Source organism: Pseudomonas chlororaphis, from assembly GCA_001023535.1.
GTDB classification, from domain to species: domain Bacteria; phylum Pseudomonadota; class Gammaproteobacteria; order Pseudomonadales; family Pseudomonadaceae; genus Aquipseudomonas; species Aquipseudomonas chlororaphis_E.
Genome location: CP011020.1, coordinates 1,199,006 through 1,216,237 on the forward strand (window position 1 = coordinate 1,199,006; position 17,232 = coordinate 1,216,237).

A 17,232-nucleotide genomic window follows, 5' to 3' on the forward strand; every position below is an offset into this window, starting at 1 on the left:
AAGGACGATCGTGGTGAGGGAGCAAGCTCCCTCGCCACAAGCCGTTATCCCTTCAATTATTTCTGTTTTTCCAACTGATGGTATTTGCCGTCCTTGTCCCACTGGTAGACCACGTAGTCGGAGACCTTCAGGTCACCCTTGGCGTCCCACTCTTTCTTGCCCATGACGGTCTGCACCGGATTGGCCTTCAGCCACTTGGCCGCGTCCTCGCCCTTGTTGGACTTGGCACCGTTGAAACCGGCGGCCAGCGCCTGGACCGACGCGTAGGCGTACAGGGTGTAGCCTTCAGGCTCGACGCCCTGGGCCCGGAAAGCGTCCACCACGGCCTTGCTGTCTGGCAGCAGGCGCGGATCGGCGCCGAAGGTCATGTACACGCCATCGACGTATTGCGCGCCGCCGGCGGTGGTGACCAGTTCGTCGGTGACGATGCCATCGTCGGACATGAATTTCACGTCCTTGAGGCCTTGTTCACGCAGTTGGCGAACCAGCGGGCCGGCTTCCGGGTGCAGGCCACCGAAGTAGACCACGTCGGCACCGGCCGCCCGGATCTTGGTGACCACGGCGCTGAAGTCTTTCTCGCCACGGGTCAGGCCTTCATACAGCACGGCCTTCACGCCACGCTTCTCCAGCTGTGCCTTGGTGGCATCCGCCAGGCCCTGGCCGTAGGTGTCCTTGTCGTGCAGCACGACGACTTTCTTGCCCTTGAGCACGTCGACGATGTAGTCGCCGGCCACGATGCCCTGCTGGTCGTCACGCCCGCACATGCGGAACATCGCGCTCAGGCCGCGCTCGGTCACTGCCGGGTTGGTCGAGCCTGGGGTGATGGCGATGACACCCGCCTCGTCATAGACCTCGGAGGCCGGGATGGTGTTGGACGAGCAGAAGTGCCCGACCACGCCAATCACCTTGTCCTGGTCCACCAGGCGGTTGGCCACGGCCACGGCCTGCTTGGGTTCGCAGGCGTCGTCGCCGGCGACCAGGACGATTTTCTCACCGTTGACGCCACCGGCCTTGTTGATGACATCAGCGGCCGCCTGGGCACCTTTCATGTACTGCTCGCCGAAGGCCGCGTTGGCCCCCGTCATTGGCCCCGCCACACCGAATTTCACATCAGCCTGCGCAAACGCGGACACACCCAGCGCAGCTGCCACTGCGAGGGCCAGGAAGCCTTTCTTGTAAAACGTCTGGGACATGAGGTGGTGCTCCAAGGTTTTTTTTAGTTGGCACTGCGACTTCATTTCACTGAGAAGCTCAGAGCAAGGGCCGTGCCATCGGTTTTTTATTCTGAAAAAAGTCGCTGCTTTATTGTTATTTCGACTGTTTCGGGCCCTTTTTCATAGGGCGTGCAACCGTCTAAACCGCACAAGGTGCAACCTTGCATTTATGTGGGTGAAACCCTCCATGAGCCATCATTGCAACCATCGTACGAAACGACGTGCAACCACGCTGTAACATCCTGCGTCACCGAACTGCACACTGGCGGTGCGCAACTGCTACAACCCGCACCATAACAGGCTAGCCGCTGCGCCGGAAAACGCGGCGCGCGGTAACATTTTTCTACACTCAGATGACGATCCGCAGGCACTGGCCCGCGTGATACAGCGAAAAACCCGCCTCGTACAGGCAACTGCGCAGCCCCACGCCGGCCAGCGGCTGCATGGGCGCGAAGGGGATCGGCAGCGCCTTCGCGTCGCCCCGGCAAAGGTAGTCGGCGAAGGCCTTGCCGACCACCGTCCCGGTGGTCACCCCGCGCCCGTTGTAGCCCGTCACGGCCACCAGCCCGGGGGCCGGCTCGAACAGGCGCATCAGGTGATCCGGGGTAAAGGCAATGCACCCGGTCCAGGTGCATTCCCACTCCACGGGCTTGAGATAGGGAAAATAGTGGCGCTGTACCCGGTCGGCCCACGCCTTGAGGAACCAGGTCGGCTTGCGGTTGCCATTGCCCAGGCTGCCGAGCAACAAGCGACCGTCCTTGTCCCGGCGAATGCTGCTCAAGACCTGGCGGGTGTCCCACGAACCCTGTCCGCCCGGCAGGATGCGCCGGGCCGCGTCGTCGGTCAGCGGGACCGAGGCGACCTGGTAGTAATAGCCCGGGAAAAAGTTGCGCCGCAGCTCGGTCCAGTCGCCTTCGGTGTAGGCGTTGGACGCGATCACCACCTGCTCGGCCAGCACCGAGCCCTGGGCCGTTTGCACCGACCAGCGCTGGCCTTGGCGCTCCAGGCGGGTGACCGGGGAGTGATCGAACAACCGCCCGCCAAGGTCCCTGGCCGTCTTGGCCAGGCCGCTGGCGTAAGCCATGGGGTTGAGCGTGCCGGCGCGTCGGTCGAGCAAGGCGGCGGCGATTTTCGAGGTGCCCGTGGCCTCGACGCAGGCTTGCCCGGTGAGCAGCTCCACTGGGGCGCCACGGCGCTTCCATTGGGCTTCGCGACTGCGCAGGTCAGCCTCGCCCCGGGCGTTATGGGCCATGTGCAGGGTGCCTTCGCGGCGCAACTGGCAATCGATGTTGTATTTGTCGACGAGGCTGAACACCAGGGCTGGCGCGGCCCCCAGCATGCGATTGAGCTGGCTGCCCACCGCTTCGCCGAACCCGGCCTCGATCTCGTCCGGCGGGATCCAAAGGCCGGCGTTCACCAGCCCGACGTTGCGCCCCGAGCCTCCATGCCCGGCCCGATGGGCCTCCAGCAACGCGACGCGCTTGCCCTGCTCCAGCAAATGCACGGCTGCCGACAGCCCGGTGAAGCCGGCGCCGATCACGCAGACATCGGCTGTGATCTCCCCGGTGAGCGAAGTATTTTCAGGCCTTTGCGGCGTCAGTTTTTCCCACAGACATTCTTCGCGTAACGGCATTGCCAGACTCCGAAAAAGAAACCCAACCCCTACACATTCAGCTGTGGGAGCGGGCTTGCTCGCGAAAGCGGCGGCACATTCAACGGCTATGTGACTGACGCACCGCTATCGCGAGCAAGCTCGCTCCCACAAAGGATCTCCACGAATTGAAAATCCGCCCCTAACAACCTCAGTCGAAGGTAATCCCTTGGGCCAACGGCAGCGCCAGCGAGTAGTTCACGGTATTGGTCTGGCGGCGCATGTAGCCGCGCCAGGCGTCGGAACCGGATTCGCGACCGCCGCCGGTTTCTTTCTCGCCACCGAAGGCGCCGCCGATTTCCGCGCCACTCGGGCCGATGTTGACGTTGGCGATGCCACAGTCGCTGCCCACCGCCGACATGAACTGTTCGGCTTCACGCACGTCAGTGGTGAAGATGCAGGACGACAGGCCCTGGGGCACAGCGTTGTTCAGGTGCAGGGCCTCGGCGAAGTCCTTGTAGCCGACCACGTACAGGATCGGCGCGAAGGTTTCGTGGCGCACGACGTCGCTCTGCTCCGGCATCTCGACGATGGCGGGCGACACGTAATAGGCATTCGGAAACTGGTCTTCGAGCTGGCGCTTGCCGCCGAACACCCGCCCGCCTTCGCTCAGGGCCTGCTCCAGCGCATCCTGCATGTTGTCGAAGCTGTGCTGGTCGATCAGCGGCCCGACCAGGTTGCCTTCCAGCGGATGGCCGATGCGCACTTTCGAATAGGCGGCCTTGAGGCGGGTGACGATTTCATCCTTCACCGACTCGTGGGCGATCAACCGGCGCAACGTGGTGCAACGCTGGCCGGCGGTGCCGACGGCGCTGAACAGGATCGCGCGCACGGCCATGTCCAAGTCGGCGCTCGGCGCGAGGATCATGGCGTTGTTGCCGCCCAGTTCGAGGATGCTGCGGGCAAAGCGCGCGGCGACTTTCGGCGCGACTTCGCGGCCCATGCGGGTGCTGCCGGTGGCACTGATCAACGCCACGCGAGGATCGTCCACCAACGCTTCACCGGCGTCGCGGCCGCCGATGATCACCTGGCTCAGGTACGGCGGCGCATCGCTGAAGTTCTTCAGCACGCGCTCGAACAGCGCCTGGCAGGCCAGGGCGGTGAGCGGGGTCTTTTCCGAAGGTTTCCAGATCACCGCGTTACCGCACACCAGGGCCAGGGTGGTGTTCCAGGCCCAGACCGCCACCGGGAAGTTGAACGCGCTGATGACCCCGACCACGCCCAGCGGGTGCCAGGATTCACGCATGTGGTGGCCCGGGCGCTCGGAGGCGATGGTCAGGCCGTACAACTGGCGGGACAGGCCGACGGCGAAGTCGCAGATGTCGATCATCTCTTGCACTTCACCCAGGCCTTCCTGGGTGATCTTGCCGGCTTCCCACGACACCAGTTCGCCAAGGTCGGCCTTGTACTGGCGCAACAGGTCGCCGAATTGACGCACCAGTTCGCCACGGCGCGGCGCCGGCACCTGGCGCCACAGGTCGAAGGCATGCTCGGCACGGCTGACCTGCTGCTCGACTTCAGCGGCACCTTCCCAGTTCACGGCGCCGATGCGGCTGCCGTCGATAGGTGAATGCACCGGCTGGGTGCCGTTCTGGTACAGGGCCGAGTCGACACCGAGACGATCAAGCAATGCAGCAACCATGGAAAATTCCTCACGCAAAAGACAATAGGCGGCAACCGGACGAAGACGGCTGATCAGGACTGTAGTTGTAGCTGGCGCGAGACTTGGCAACAAACGACCATTAAGCGAGATATCATTCCGTTTATTCATGCTGCCCAGGCAGAGCGACCGGAAACAAGGCCTCACCATGCTCAACAAACGCTATTTGCCATCGATCACGGCGCTGCAATGCTTCGAAGCGGTGACGCGGCACTTGAGTTTCACCCGCGCCGCCGAAGAACTGCACCTGACCCAGAGCGCCGTCAGCAAGCAGGTCGCGCAACTGGAAGAACTGTTGCAACACTTGCTGTTCCGGCGCGTCCGCCGCCGCCTGCAACTCACGCCGGCCGGCGAGTTGTACCTGGGTGAAGTGCGAAAAATCCTCACGCAGGTGGAGATGTCCACCCATTACCTGCGTTCCTACGGCGGCGACACTGAAGTCCTGCGGGTTTCCACGCCTCCGACCTTCGGTGCTCGCTGGCTGGTCCCGCGCCTGAAGGGCTGGCGGCTGCGCCATCCGACGATTCATCTGGACCTGTGCAGCGAACAGGAAGCCGACGACCTGCTGCAAGGACGCAGCGACCTGGCCTTTTATTTCGGCCAGGGCTCACGACCCGGTTCCGAATCCCTGAAACTGTTCAGCGAAGAACTGGTACCGGTCTGCGCCCCCGGCAGCCTGCCCGAAAGGCCCTTCAGCGACCCGACCCAACTGGCCGACCTGGTCCTGCTGCAGAACGCCTCCCGCCCACAGGCCTGGCACGACTGGTTCGACAGCCAGGGCTACCACACCGAACACAGCTACCACGGGCCACGCTTCGAAACCTTCTACATGTGCATCCGCGCCGCCCAGGTCGGCTGCGGTGTGGCACTGCTGCCGCGCTTTCTGGTGGAAGAAGAACTGGCCGACGGCAAACTGGTCATCCCCTGGCAACACGCGATGCCCAGCACCAGCGCCTATTACCTGGCCTACCCCGAGCACTCGGCGGAGGTGCCCAAGGTGAAGTCGTTTGTGGAATGGATGCTTGAACAGATCGGCAACCCGGATCTGCCACATTAACTGCATCCCTCGCCACAAAGATCTGCGGGACTAAAAAACACTGGCAATACCCATCCAGGTTATGCGCCACTAACCTTTTCAACAAACCGCTGCACCCCGCTGCCCGACGCAGCGACCTGCCTGGAGACCCGCCATGAGCGAGAGTGTATTTGCCGATCGTATCGTGCAGAACCTGCTCGACACCGACTTCTACAAACTGACGATGATGCAGGCGGTGCTGCACAACTACCCCAACGTTGAAGTCGAATGGGAGTTTCGTTGCCGCAACAGCGAAGACTTGCGCCCCTACCTGGCGGAGATCCGCTTCCAGATCGAGCGCCTGGCCGAGTTGAGCCTGAGCGCCGATCAATTGGGGTTCCTGGAACGCATCAGCTTTCTCAAGCCGGACTTCCTGCGCTTCCTGGGCCTGTTTCGCTTTAACCTGCGGTACGTGCACACCGGCATCGACAACGGCGAGCTGTTCATCCGCCTGCGGGGGCCGTGGCTGCACGTGATCCTGTTCGAAGTACCGCTGCTGGCCATCGTCAGCGAAGTGCGCAACCGCTATCGCTACCGGGAAATAGTCCTGGAACAGGCGCGGGAGCAGCTGTACCGCAAGTTCGACTGGCTGACCGCCAATGCCAGCGCCGACGAGTTGTCCGAACTGCAGGTCGCGGACTTCGGCACCCGGCGACGCTTTTCCTACCGCGTCCAGGAAGAAGTGGTGAACGTGCTCAAGCATGATTTCCCCGGACGTTTCGTCGGCACCAGCAACGTGCACCTGTCCCGGGAGCTGGACATGAAACCCTTGGGTACCATGGCCCACGAATGGATCATGGCGCACCAGCAACTGGGCCCGCGGCTGATCGACAGCCAGATCGCCGCCCTCGACTGCTGGGTGCGCGAGTACCGGGGCCTGCTGGGGATCGCGCTGACCGATTGCATCACCATGGACGCATTCCTGGCGGATTTCGACCTGTTCTTCGCCAAGCTGTTCGACGGCCTGCGCCATGACTCCGGCGACCCGGTGATCTGGGCCGAAAAGGCCATCGCCCACTACCACAAGCTGGGCATCGACCCGATGAGCAAGACCCTGGTGTTCTCCGACAGCCTGAACCTGCCCAAATGCCTGGAGATTTTCCGCGCATTGCGTGGTCGCATTAATGTCAGCTTCGGTATTGGCACCAACCTGACCTGCGACATTGCAGGTGTAGAGCCAATGAGCATCGTACTTAAAATGATCAGTTGTGACGGGCAACCCGTGGCCAAGATTTCCGACGAGCCCGGCAAGACCCACTGCAAGGACCCCAATTTCGTCGCCTACATGCGACATGTTTTCCAAGTACCTGCCGACCTTATCGACCCCTCTAGCAAGGAGTGAATTCATGCAAGCCGTACAGCGTGAGATTGCTGAACAACTCAACGTCCAGCCACCGTTCGCCGATGACGCGGCCCTCAAGGCTGAAATCGCACGGCGGGTGGGCTTCATCCAGGATTGCCTGGTCAATTCCGGGCTCAAGTCCCTCGTGCTGGGCATCAGCGGCGGAGTCGATTCGCTGACCGCCGGATTGCTGGCCCAACGGGCGGTGCGTGAACTGCGGGAGAAAACCGGCAACCCGGCCTACAAGTTCATCGCCGTGCGCCTGCCCTACGAAACCCAGTTCGACGAGCACGAAGCACAAGCCTGCGTGGACTTCATCGAACCGGACGAACGCCACACCGTCAACATCGGCCCGGCGGTCAAGGCGCTGGCCAAAGAGGTGCTGGCCTTCGAAGGCAAGGCACCGGGCTCGCGGGATTTCGTGCTGGGCAATACCAAGGCGCGGATGCGCATGGTGGCGCAGTACACCATCGCCGGTGCCGAACATGGCCTGGTGATCGGCACCGACCACGCGGCCGAAGCCGTGATGGGGTTCTTCACCAAGTTCGGTGACGGCGCCTGCGACCTGGCCCCGCTGAGCGGCCTGGTGAAAAACCAGGTCCGGGCCATCGCCCGTGACTTCGGCGCGCCGGAATCGCTGGTGGAGAAAGTCCCCACGGCCGACCTCGAGGACCTCTCCCCCGGCAAACCCGACGAAGCCGCCCACGGCGTGACCTACGGCGAGATCGACGCCTTCCTGCATGGCAAGACCATCCGCGAAGACGCCGCCCGGATCATCTGCGAAACCTACCGCAAGACCGAGCACAAACGGGTCCTGCCGTACGCGCCATGATTGCGTGAAAGCGAGCCTGCTCGTGACAGCGGGCGGTCAGCCAACCACCCGGTGATGGCGCCGCCGTCTTCGCGAGCGAGCTCGCTCCCACATGGAAGCTGCGGCGTGCACAGCATTTGTGTTCACTGCCAATCCCTTGTGGGAGCGGGCTTGCCCGCGAAGGCGGTGTATCTGTGGCATTTATGTTGAATGTCCGGCCGCCTTCGCGAGCAAGCCCGCTCCCACAGAAATTATTTCAGGGTCACAGTACCTTTCATCATCGAAATGTGGCCCGGGAACGAGCAGAAGAAACCATATTTTTCAGCCGCATCGAGCTTCGACACGTCGAAGGTCACCGAGTCTGTTTCACCGGCACCGATCACTTTGGTATGGGCAATGACGCGGGCGTCACCGTCTTTCAGGTAGTTCTTGTCGATGCCAGCCCCCAGGCCATCGGTCGCGATCGGCTGCATGTCGGCTTCCTTGCTCAGGACCCAGTTATGGCCCATGACGTTTTTCGGCAGGCTGCCCGAATGGGTCAGTTCAACGGTGAATGTCTTGCAGCTCTTGTCGATTTCGATGGCCTTGTTGCTGAAGGACATCTGGTCGGTGGAATCGATCGTGGTCTTGCACTCCGCTGCCATCAGTTGGCTGCTGGCCAGCGTCAACAGGGATACCGCAACAAGTTTGGCAAACATCGTGAATCTCCAAGGCATGGTTAGAAAATTCCTTCAAAGGGGAAGACTGCCTTAATTTCAGACAAGTTCCTATGACCTGAATCAAACATTGTATACAACTTAAGGCTATCAGCCTGATGGACACAATCAACCAGCCAGATGCACGAGCCAGTCCTATGATCGGCTCCATCAACCTCTGGAGCGTCCACCATGAACCTCAACAGCCTGTTGTGCAGCTTGCTCGCCGCCTACGCCTGCGGCGCCAGTGGCACCTACGAAAAACCCCAGCGCGAAGGCTAAGACCTTAAGCGCCTTTGCACACCCGTGACGAGGCTTTACTCTGCAACGGTCATCGACCCACGGAGTAAAGCATGTCCATTGCATCTGTTTGTGTATTTTGCGGCGCCAGCACCGGCAGCCATCTCGCCTACCGTGAAGCGGCGCAGGCCCTGGGAAAGGCGTTGGCCGAGCGCAAGCTGACACTGGTCTATGGCGGCGGTGCCGTCGGCCTGATGGGCATCGTTGCCGACGCGGCCCTGGCGGCCGGCGGTGAAGTCATTGGCATCATTCCCCAAAGCCTGAAGGACAAGGAGATCGGCCACGCCGGCCTGACCCGCCTGGAGGTGGTGGACGGCATGCATGCCCGCAAGGCGCGCATGGCCGAACTCAGCGATGCCTTCATCGCCCTGCCCGGCGGCCTCGGCACGCTGGAAGAGTTGTTCGAGGTCTGGACCTGGGGCCAGCTCGGCTATCACGGCAAACCGCTGGGCCTGCTGGAAGTGAACGGGTTCTACAGCAAACTGACCGGTTTCCTCGACCACATCGTCGGCGAAGGCTTCGTCCGGGCGCCGCATCGTGACATGCTGCAAGTGAGCGAATCGGCCCATGACCTGCTCGACGCGCTGGACGAATGGCAACCCTCGGTGCAGCCGAAGTGGGCCGAACAAAAACCCCGCTAACGGCTCGGCCCCGATACAGGGCAGAATACGCGCCGCTCTACCTCCCTTCGACCCCAGAGGAACGCCCATGGCCAAACCCAATTATTCCTTCGCCAAACGTCAGAGAGACCTGGCCAAGGAGCAGAAGAAAGAGGAAAAGCTGCAGCGCAAGAAAGCCTCGGCTGAAGAAGCGGCACTGAGCCACGACGCCGAAAGCGACATGACCACCGACGAAGGTGACGCACCGAAAGACCCGGCGTCTGACGCCTGATCCCTCCTGGCCCGCCGGTCCTGTGTCCTGGGTCGGCAGCCCCGCTGCCGGCCTTACGAACCCAATGCCCGGCCAATCGACTGGCGATAGCCCTGCGGCAGGTTGGCCGGCAACCGGCTCGGCTCGAACAGACCAATCTCCTTGTGTTCATGGCTGATCGTCGGCACGAAACCACCCTGTAGCTGGCAGCGATAGGTGGCGATGAACACGTGCTTGCCGGGAATCACCTCGAACAGGTACGTGTCCAGCGGCTCGCCCACGCTCACATCGACCGCCAGCTCCTCGGCGATCTCCCGCGCCAGGCATTGCGGCGCCGTCTCGCCCAGCTCGATCCGCCCACCGGGCAATTCCCACTCGTCTCGCTCATTGAGCATCAGCACGACCAGGCCTTCGGGGGATTGCAGGACGCCTTTGATGGAAACCGGGAACATGACGCTTTCCTCGCGATTGAATACCTTGCCTGTGGGAGCGGGCTTGCTCGCGAAGGCGGTGTGCCAGCGACCTCGTCATCGACTGACAACCCGCTTGCGCGAGCAAGCCCGCTCCCACACAGTGATCGTCCTATGACTCAACCGGCATCACCGTCACCCGCACCTCGGGATCGTGGTTGCCGCCGCCCAGGATCACCCCGCGCAACGGCGACACATCGGAAAAGTCGCGGCCCCAGGCCAAGGTGATGTGCTCCAGGGCCGGCTGCACATTGTTGGTCGGATCAAAATCCACCCAGCCCAGCACCGGGCAATACACCGACACCCAGGCGTGAGACGCGTCGGCGCCGATCAGGCGGGGCTGGCCGGGTGGCGGCTGGGTCAGCAGGTAGCCACTGACGTAACGCGCCGCCAGCCCGCGTGAGCGCAGACTGGCCAGCATCAGGTGGGCAAAGTCCTGGCACACGCCCCGCCGCCGCTCCAGCACCTCCACCAACGGCGTCGCCACCTGGGTCGCTTCGGCGTCGAAGGTGAATTCCTGGAAAATCTTTTCCATCAACGCCCGGACCCCGAGCATCAACGGCCGGCCCGGCGGGAAACAGCTTACGGAAAACTCGACGAAACTGCGCTTGAGGTGCACATAGGGCGACTCGAAGCGGTAACGGCACGCCTCCAGCACCGGGGCCGTGAGCGGCCGGCCACTGTAGCTCAGGGCCTGGCAGGTCGACTCCCAGGCCGGGGACATATTGAAATCCAGCTCAGGACGGGCCAGCACTTCGACGCTCAACCGTGCGTTGACCTGCAGTTCGTCGTGCGGCCGCTCGAAGGCCAGCCGGGTCAATGGGTTGCCGAACACGTCCTGCTCATCGCGGCGGGTGGTCGGTTCCGGGCTGATCAACAACTGCTGCTCGGTACAACGTTGCCACTCACACGGCCGTGGCCACAGGTGCGCGAGCTGCTGGGCCAGGGAAACCGGACTGTCGTAGTGGTAATGGGTGTCGTGGAAAATCTGGTAATGGGCGCTCATCAGACGGACACCGTGCGCTGGCTGACATCATCGACATGGGCAAAGTGACGCAAGGCCAGGCGATCGGACACCTGACCGCTGACATCGGCCACTTCCTGGAGCAGGTCGGCCAACCCGTCGAGCGCCGCGCGCAGGCTGGTTTCGCCGAACAACGGGTTTTCCAGGCAACGCAAATCGAAGCGTGAAAGGCGCGTCACCAGGTCCGGCAAGGCAACGTCCCGGGGCGCGCCGAAGTCATCGTTGAGACGCTTGAGGGTGCGGGCCACCAGTTTCAACTGAAAGAGCACCGCATGGGGGTTCTGCTCGTCCAGCAACAGCAGGTCGAGCACCGGGATCAGTTGCGCCACCGCCAAATAGCGCGAGCGGTAGGTGATGCTGCTGTTACCCAACTCCAGCAACCATTCCAGCCCGGCCTGATCGAACACGGCCTCGCCCCGCAGGAATGCCGCCAGGCTGCTGCTGAGAAATTGCAGGCGCTCCAGACGCCGGCCGATCATCAGGAAGCGCCAGCCCTCGTCGCGGGTCATGTCGTCCAGGGCAAAACCGGACAACGCCGCCAGGGACATCACCAGCCGGTTGAGGAAGTCCAGCAGTTCGCCGAAATCCGGCTCGGCGGTGTCCAGTTCCATGGCCTCGCGCTGCAGCTCAACCAGCGCCTGCCAGTTCTCCCGCGACAACTTCCCACGCACCTGGGACGCCGCCCACTGCAAGCGCTGCAGGTTGGAGCGCAGGCTGAACGACCAGTCCTCGCCCAGCAGGGCCGCCAGCAACCGCTCGGGCAATTGGCCCTCGTCGGGCAGCAACATCAGGCTTTCGCCCAGGGCCACCGCCGACTGCAAGGCCTGCGGATCATCGCCGTCGACGTAGCGCGCGAGCATGATCCGCAACAGCCGCGCGCTGTCGTCGCAGCGCTCGCAGTAGCGGCCGAACCAGAACAGGTTTTCCACCACCCGCGACGGCAGGTACGGGTCACGGCGAACCAGGTCGTGGACGCCTACGGTCCGCTGGGCGGCCCACTGCTCGCCGCCCGGTGCCTGCTCCGCCAGCACCCAGGTGTCCTTGCTGGCGCCACCGCGCTGCATCGACACCACCTCGGCGTCGGCCTCGGCGGCCACGCGCGTCAGGCCACCGGACAGCACCCGATAATCGTCCTTCCCGGCCACCGCATACACGCGCATGCCAATGGCCCGGGGCTGGATCTGCCCGTCCTCGGCCTGCCAGACCGGAGCCTGGGACAGTTGCGCCAGCTCCTGGGCGACGTACGCATAGGGACGCGCCTGCATGCGCGCCGCCAGTTGGCTGCGTTGCTGTTCGCTCAGGTCGCGGCCGAACACCGGGTTGAAGCTCTGCGAGGGGAATGCCGGCTTGATCAGCAGTTCAGGCAACTTCTCCAAGGCCTGGGCCAGCACCGGTGGCTCACCGCACCACCAGGTGGCGATCGACGGCAGCAACAACGCTTCGCCGAACAGGTACTGGTTGATTTGCGGCAAAAAGCCCAACAACCCTGGCGACTCCAGCACGCCGCTGCCCAAGGCATTGGCCACCAGCACCCGGCCTTGGCGCACCGCCTCCAGCAGCCCCGGCACGCCCAGGGCCGAATCGGTGCGCAGTTCCAGCGGGTCACAGAAATCATCGTCGAGCCGACGCATGATGGCGTGGACCCGGCGCAGGCCGCTGAGGGTCTTGAGGTAGACCGTGGCGTCCCGGACGGTCAGGTCGCTGCCTTCTACCAGCGGATATCCCAGCTGGCGCGCCAGGTACAGGTGTTCGAAATAGCTTTCGTTGAACCGCCCCGGCGTCAGCAGCACCACCAACGGCGCCTCGCCATCGCTGGGCGCCTGGCGTGCCAGGGTTTCCTGCAGGGTCCGGAAGAAGCCGGACAGGTGCCGCACCTTGAGGTCACGGTACAACTCAGGAAACGCGCGGGAAACGATCATGCGGTTTTCCAGCGCATACCCGGCCCCCGACGGCGCCTGGGTCCGATCCGCCGTGACCCACCAGCGGCCATCGGGTGTGCGCGCCAGGTCTACCGCGTACAGGTGCAGGAAGTTGGCGCCCGGCTGGGCAATGCCCTGGCAGGGCCAGAGGAAATTGTTGTGCCCGAACACCAGTTCCGCCGGCAACAGGCCCTCGCTGATCAGCCGCTGTGGCCCGTACAGATCAGCCAGCACGGCGTTGAGCAGGCGGCCGCGCTGGGCGATGCCGGCCGACAGGTGCTTCCACTCCTGGGCATCGATGACGTGCGGCAGCAGGTCCAGTTCCCACGGCCGATCCGCACCCTTGGGGTCCGCGTAGACGTTGTAGGTCACGCCGTTTTCCTGGATCTGCCGCGCCAGCAGGGCCTGGCGCTGGATCAACTGGGCCGGCGTGCTGCGTTGCAATTGGTCGAGCAGCCGTCGCCAGTGCGGGCGCACCGCACCGCTGTCGTCCAGCAATTCGTGATAGGTGCCCGTCGTCAGCGGGTAACGGTCAAGCAGGTCAGGCATGGAAAGCTCGGCAGACGGCAATGAAGGATCAGACTAGCGCAAGCAGATGACGCGCGGATAGATGTGTGTTGCCTTGGGCCTGGCAACCTATTTCAGCCTTGAACCATCGTGGCGAGGGAGCTTGCTCCCGCTTGACCGGGCTGGCGCACCCGTGCGAAGCGCTCACAAAAAGGAGCTGCTTCGCAGCCAGCGGGAGCAAGCTCCCTCGCCACAGGAGATGTGCGTTACATTTTCGGGGCCCCATGGAAACGCCGCAGATCAAGCGTGAGCGGAAATTCGTCATCCACGGCCAGGCTCGGTATCGGAATTTTCCCGGGCGTGTGCCCGAGCCGGAAAAAGCGCGCCATCCGCCGGCTCTCGGCTTCGTTGGCATTGACCGGCAGGCTCTCGTAGTTGCGCCCGCCAGGATGCGCCACGTGATACTGGCAGCCGCCCAGGGAACGCTGCGTCCAGGTGTCGAGCACATCGAAGACCAGCGGCGCCTGCACCGGAATGGTCGGTTGCAGGCAGTTGGCCGGTTGCCAGGCGCGAAAACGCACCCCGGCGACGAACTCGCCGACCCGACCGGTGGGGTGCAGCGGCACCGGCACGCCGTTGCAGGTCAACACATAACGTTGCGGTGCCAGGCCATTGAGCTTGACCTCCAAGCGCTCCAGGGAGGAATCCACATAACGCACAGTGCCGCCCGCCGCGCCCTCCTCCCCGAGCACATGCCAGGGTTCGAGGGCCTGGCGCAACTGCAACTCGATGCCATTGACCGCGTAATCGCCAACCTTGGGGAAACGGAACTCCAGGTGAGCGGCGAACCACTCGGCGCGCAACGGGTAGCCGGCAGCGTTCAGCTCATTGATGACGTCGGCAAAATCCTGCTCGATGAAGTGCGGCAACAGGAATCGGTCATGCAGTTCGGTGCCCCAGCGCGCCAATTTCGCCGGCGCATAGGGCTCGCGCCAGAACCGCGCCACCAATGCCCGCAGCAACAGTTGCTGGACCAGGCTCATGCGGGCGTGAGGCGGCATCTCGAAAGCGCGCAGCTCCAGCAGGCCGAGACGGCCGGTGGCACCGTCCGGGGAATAGAGCTTGTCGATGCAGAATTCGGCGCGGTGGGTATTGCCAGTCACGTCGATCAACAGGTTGCGCAACAACCGGTCAACCAGCCAGGGCGGGCATTCCTCCCCCGGCTGGGGCATCTGCGCAAAAGCGATTTCCAACTCGTACAACGCGTCGTTGCGCGCCTCGTCCACCCGCGGCGCCTGGGACGTCGGGCCGATGAACAATCCGGAAAACAAGTAGGACAACGACGGGTGGTTATGCCAGTAGCTGATCAGGCTGCGCAGCAGATCAGGACGCCGTAGGAAAGGTGAGTCAGCCGGTGTCGCGCCGCCCAGTACGAAATGGTTACCGCCACCAGTGCCGGTGTGCCGGCCGTCGATCATGAATTTCTCGGTGGTCAAGCGGGTCTGCCGCGCTTGCTCATAGAGGAACTCGGTGCGCTCGACCAACTCGTCCCAGGTGGCCGAGGGTTGCACGTTGACCTCGATCACGCCCGGGTCGGGGGTAATACGCAAATTGCCCAGGCGCGGGTCGCTCGGCGGCTCATAGCCTTCCAGCAGCACCGGGCAGTGCAGTGCCTGCGCCGTCGCCTCGATGGCGCTGACCAGCTCCAGGTAATCCTCGGCCCGCTCCAGCGGTGGCATGAACAGGTACAGTCGGCCGTCGCGGGCCTCGGCACAGAGGGCGGTGCGGGTCAGCCAATCGGCCGAGACATCGACCGGCGGCGCACGATCCGGGTCGACGGCCGCTTCGCCGTGCTGCGCCAACCGTTCGGTGTCGGGCAACTCAGGAAAATCCTGGTTCGGATCGGTGGCGTGGATAAACGGGAACTCAGCCGCCTTGACCCAGGGCTGCGACGCCAACGGCAGGCGATAGCCCAGGGGCGAATCCCCCGGCACCAGCCGGCAGTGCTCATCCCGCAGGTACCAGCGGCCGCTTTGCCATTGATCGCCCTTGGCGGTGCGGGCCAACGGCAGAACCTGACCGATCACCTTGTCCAGGCCCTGGCTGAAGACCTTGCGCAGCCGCGCGCGCTCCAAAGGCTCTTCCAGGCGTGGGTCCTGGGCCGTGACATTCGAAGGCAGCGCGCCTTCGCGCCACAGGTAATAGAAATTGTCTTCGTAGGCCGGGAACACGAATCGCGCGGGAATGTTCAGGCGCTCGGCGACGCGGGTCAGGAAGCGCCCCGCCAGCTCGCCGTCAGCCTGGTAGTCCTGCTGCTCGTCGGCGATCAGTGCGCTGTTGTGCCAGATCGGCACACCATCACGGCGCCAATAGCAATTGAGCGACCAGCGCGGCAGTTGTTCGCCGGGGTACCACTTGCCCTGGCCGAAATGCACCAGGCCCTTGGGGGCATAGTGGTCGCGCATCCGAGCGAACAGCTCGGCAGACAGCCTGCGCTTGTCCGGCCCGAGCGCCGCGGTGTTCCACTCGGCGCCATCCGGGTCGTCGATGGACACGAACGTTGGCTCGCCGCCCATGGTCAGGCGCACATCACCCTCCAGCAGATCCACGTCAATCTGCCGGCCCAGGGCCTGGATCGCCAGCCATTGCGCGTCGGTGTACGGCTTGGTCACCCGCGGCGCTTCCCAGACGCGCTCGACCGACATGGTGTGGCTGAACGCGCACTCGCACGGTTCCACCAGGCCACTGATCGGCGCCGCCGAGGACGGATCGGGGCTGCACGCCAGCGGGATATGCCCTTCGCCAGCGAACAACCCCGACGTCGCATCCAGGCCGATCCAGCCCGCGCCCGGCAGGTAGACCTCGCACCAGGCATGCAGGTCGGTGAAGTCCACCTCGGTCCCGGACGGGCCGTCGAGGCTTTTCACATCGGCCGTCAACTGGATCAGGTAACCGGACACGAACCGCGCCGCCAGGCCGAGGTTGCGCAACAGTTGCACCAGCAACCAGGCCGAGTCGCGGCAAGAACCGGAGGCCTGCTCCAGGGTGTGCTCCGGAGTCTGGACGCCGGGCTCCATGCGGATCAGGTAGTTGATGTCTTCGCTCAGGCGCTGGTTGAGCGCCACCAGGAAATCCACCGCCGGCAGCGGCGTGCGGTCGATGCCCTCCAGGTAAGCCTGCAACCGCGGCGTCAGCGGCAGGGTTTCCAGGTACGGGGCCAGCTCCTTGCGCTCATCGGCGGCGTAGCTGAAGGGGATCTTCTCGGCATAAGGCTCGAGGAAAAAGTCGAAGGGGTTGAACACCGCCATTTCCGCCAGCAGGTCGACCTCGATCCGCAGTTCCTCGGTTTTCTCGGGAAACACCAGCCGCGCCAGGTAATTGCCCTGGGGGTCCTGCTGCCAGTTGATGAAGTGCTGGTCGGGCGAGACCTTCAGCGCATAGGAAAGAATCCGCGTACGGCTATGGGGCGCCGGGCGCAGGCGAACGATCTGCGGCCCGAGCTCGACGGCGCGGTCGTAGCGGTAATGCGTGACGTGGTGCAAAGCAACATGGATCGACACGGCGTGTCTCCTGCGAGCCTGGGCGTTATCGAAAGCGGCGCAAGACTTATGCCATGCAGGCAGGCCGGACACTTTCTTCGTCTACTCAAGGCAGTAGAGCACTAAAACCGAACGTTGCCCGCTTTCTCGCGCAA

At 63.6% G+C, this 17,232-nt stretch carries 13 protein-coding genes; 5 read left to right on the forward strand and 8 right to left on the reverse strand.

The genetic code is table 11. From position 1 onward, the window contains the following. Positions 1-56: 56 nt before the first annotated feature. The 3 genes from VM99_05175 to VM99_05185 form a co-directional block, all read right to left on the reverse strand. A complete protein-coding gene (locus VM99_05175; GenBank protein AKJ97472.1) occupies positions 57-1,193 on the reverse strand; it encodes an amino acid ABC transporter substrate-binding protein in 1,137 nt (378 codons plus the stop codon). Between the two features lie 370 nt (positions 1,194-1,563). Beyond that, positions 1,564-2,847: an FAD-dependent oxidoreductase gene (locus VM99_05180; GenBank protein ID AKJ97473.1), complete on the reverse strand. Its 1,284-nt coding sequence runs from the start codon at positions 2,845-2,847 to the stop codon at positions 1,564-1,566. Positions 2,848-3,016: 169 nt separating this feature from the next. Continuing rightward, the gene (locus VM99_05185) at positions 3,017-4,507 is read right to left on the reverse strand and encodes an aldehyde dehydrogenase (GenBank protein ID AKJ97474.1); all 1,491 of its coding nucleotides are present in this window, start codon (positions 4,505-4,507) and stop codon (positions 3,017-3,019) included. Between the two features lie 166 nt (positions 4,508-4,673). On the opposite strand from VM99_05185, the gene VM99_05190 reads away from it, so the two are divergent. The 3 genes from VM99_05190 to nadE all read left to right on the forward strand — a co-directional run bounded on the left by VM99_05190 (position 4,674) and on the right by nadE (position 7,774). Next, positions 4,674-5,582, forward strand: a complete 909-nt coding sequence (locus VM99_05190; GenBank protein AKK01699.1) for a LysR family transcriptional regulator — start codon at positions 4,674-4,676, stop codon at positions 5,580-5,582. 133 nt (positions 5,583-5,715) lie between these two features. Continuing rightward, complete coding sequence (locus VM99_05195) at positions 5,716-6,942, forward strand: nicotinate phosphoribosyltransferase (protein AKJ97475.1); 1,227 nt, start codon at positions 5,716-5,718, stop codon at positions 6,940-6,942. A gap of 4 nt (positions 6,943-6,946) precedes the next feature. Next, positions 6,947-7,774, forward strand: coding sequence for an NAD synthetase (gene nadE / locus VM99_05200; GenBank protein AKJ97476.1), 828 nt, complete (start codon positions 6,947-6,949; stop codon positions 7,772-7,774). 230 nt (positions 7,775-8,004) lie between these two features. On the opposite strand, the gene VM99_05205 is transcribed toward nadE, so the two are convergent. Continuing rightward, positions 8,005-8,451 (reverse strand): azurin, encoded by a 447-nt coding sequence (locus tag VM99_05205; GenBank protein ID AKJ97477.1) that lies wholly within the window; start codon positions 8,449-8,451, stop codon positions 8,005-8,007. A 350-nt stretch (positions 8,452-8,801) separates the two neighbouring features. Between VM99_05205 and VM99_05210 the strand changes: the two genes are divergently transcribed. Together VM99_05210 and VM99_05215 are read left to right on the forward strand one after the other, a co-directional pair. After that, positions 8,802-9,389, forward strand: coding sequence for an LOG family protein (locus tag VM99_05210; protein ID AKJ97478.1), 588 nt, complete (start codon positions 8,802-8,804; stop codon positions 9,387-9,389). 67 nt (positions 9,390-9,456) lie between these two features. Next, a complete protein-coding gene (locus tag VM99_05215; protein AKJ97479.1) occupies positions 9,457-9,639 on the forward strand; it encodes a hypothetical protein in 183 nt (60 codons plus the stop codon). A 53-nt stretch (positions 9,640-9,692) separates the two neighbouring features. On the opposite strand, the gene VM99_05220 is transcribed toward VM99_05215, so the two are convergent. The 4 genes from VM99_05220 to VM99_05235 all read right to left on the reverse strand — a co-directional run bounded on the left by VM99_05220 (position 9,693) and on the right by VM99_05235 (position 17,098). Then, a complete protein-coding gene (locus VM99_05220) occupies positions 9,693-10,070 on the reverse strand; it encodes an NUDIX hydrolase (protein AKJ97480.1) in 378 nt (125 codons plus the stop codon). A gap of 130 nt (positions 10,071-10,200) precedes the next feature. Further along, on the reverse strand, positions 10,201-11,094 hold the full coding sequence (locus tag VM99_05225; GenBank protein AKJ97481.1) for a transglutaminase: 894 nt from the start codon (positions 11,092-11,094) through the stop codon (positions 10,201-10,203). Further along, positions 11,094-13,580 carry a molybdopterin oxidoreductase gene (locus VM99_05230; protein ID AKJ97482.1) on the reverse strand — a complete coding sequence of 829 codons (2,487 nt, stop codon included), beginning with the start codon at positions 13,578-13,580 and terminating at the stop codon, positions 11,094-11,096. Before VM99_05230 ends, VM99_05225 begins: the two co-directional genes overlap by 1 nt. Before the next feature lie 224 nt (positions 13,581-13,804). Then, positions 13,805-17,098: an IMP dehydrogenase gene (locus VM99_05235; GenBank protein AKJ97483.1), complete on the reverse strand. Its 3,294-nt coding sequence runs from the start codon at positions 17,096-17,098 to the stop codon at positions 13,805-13,807. Positions 17,099-17,232: the final 134 nt, after the last annotated feature.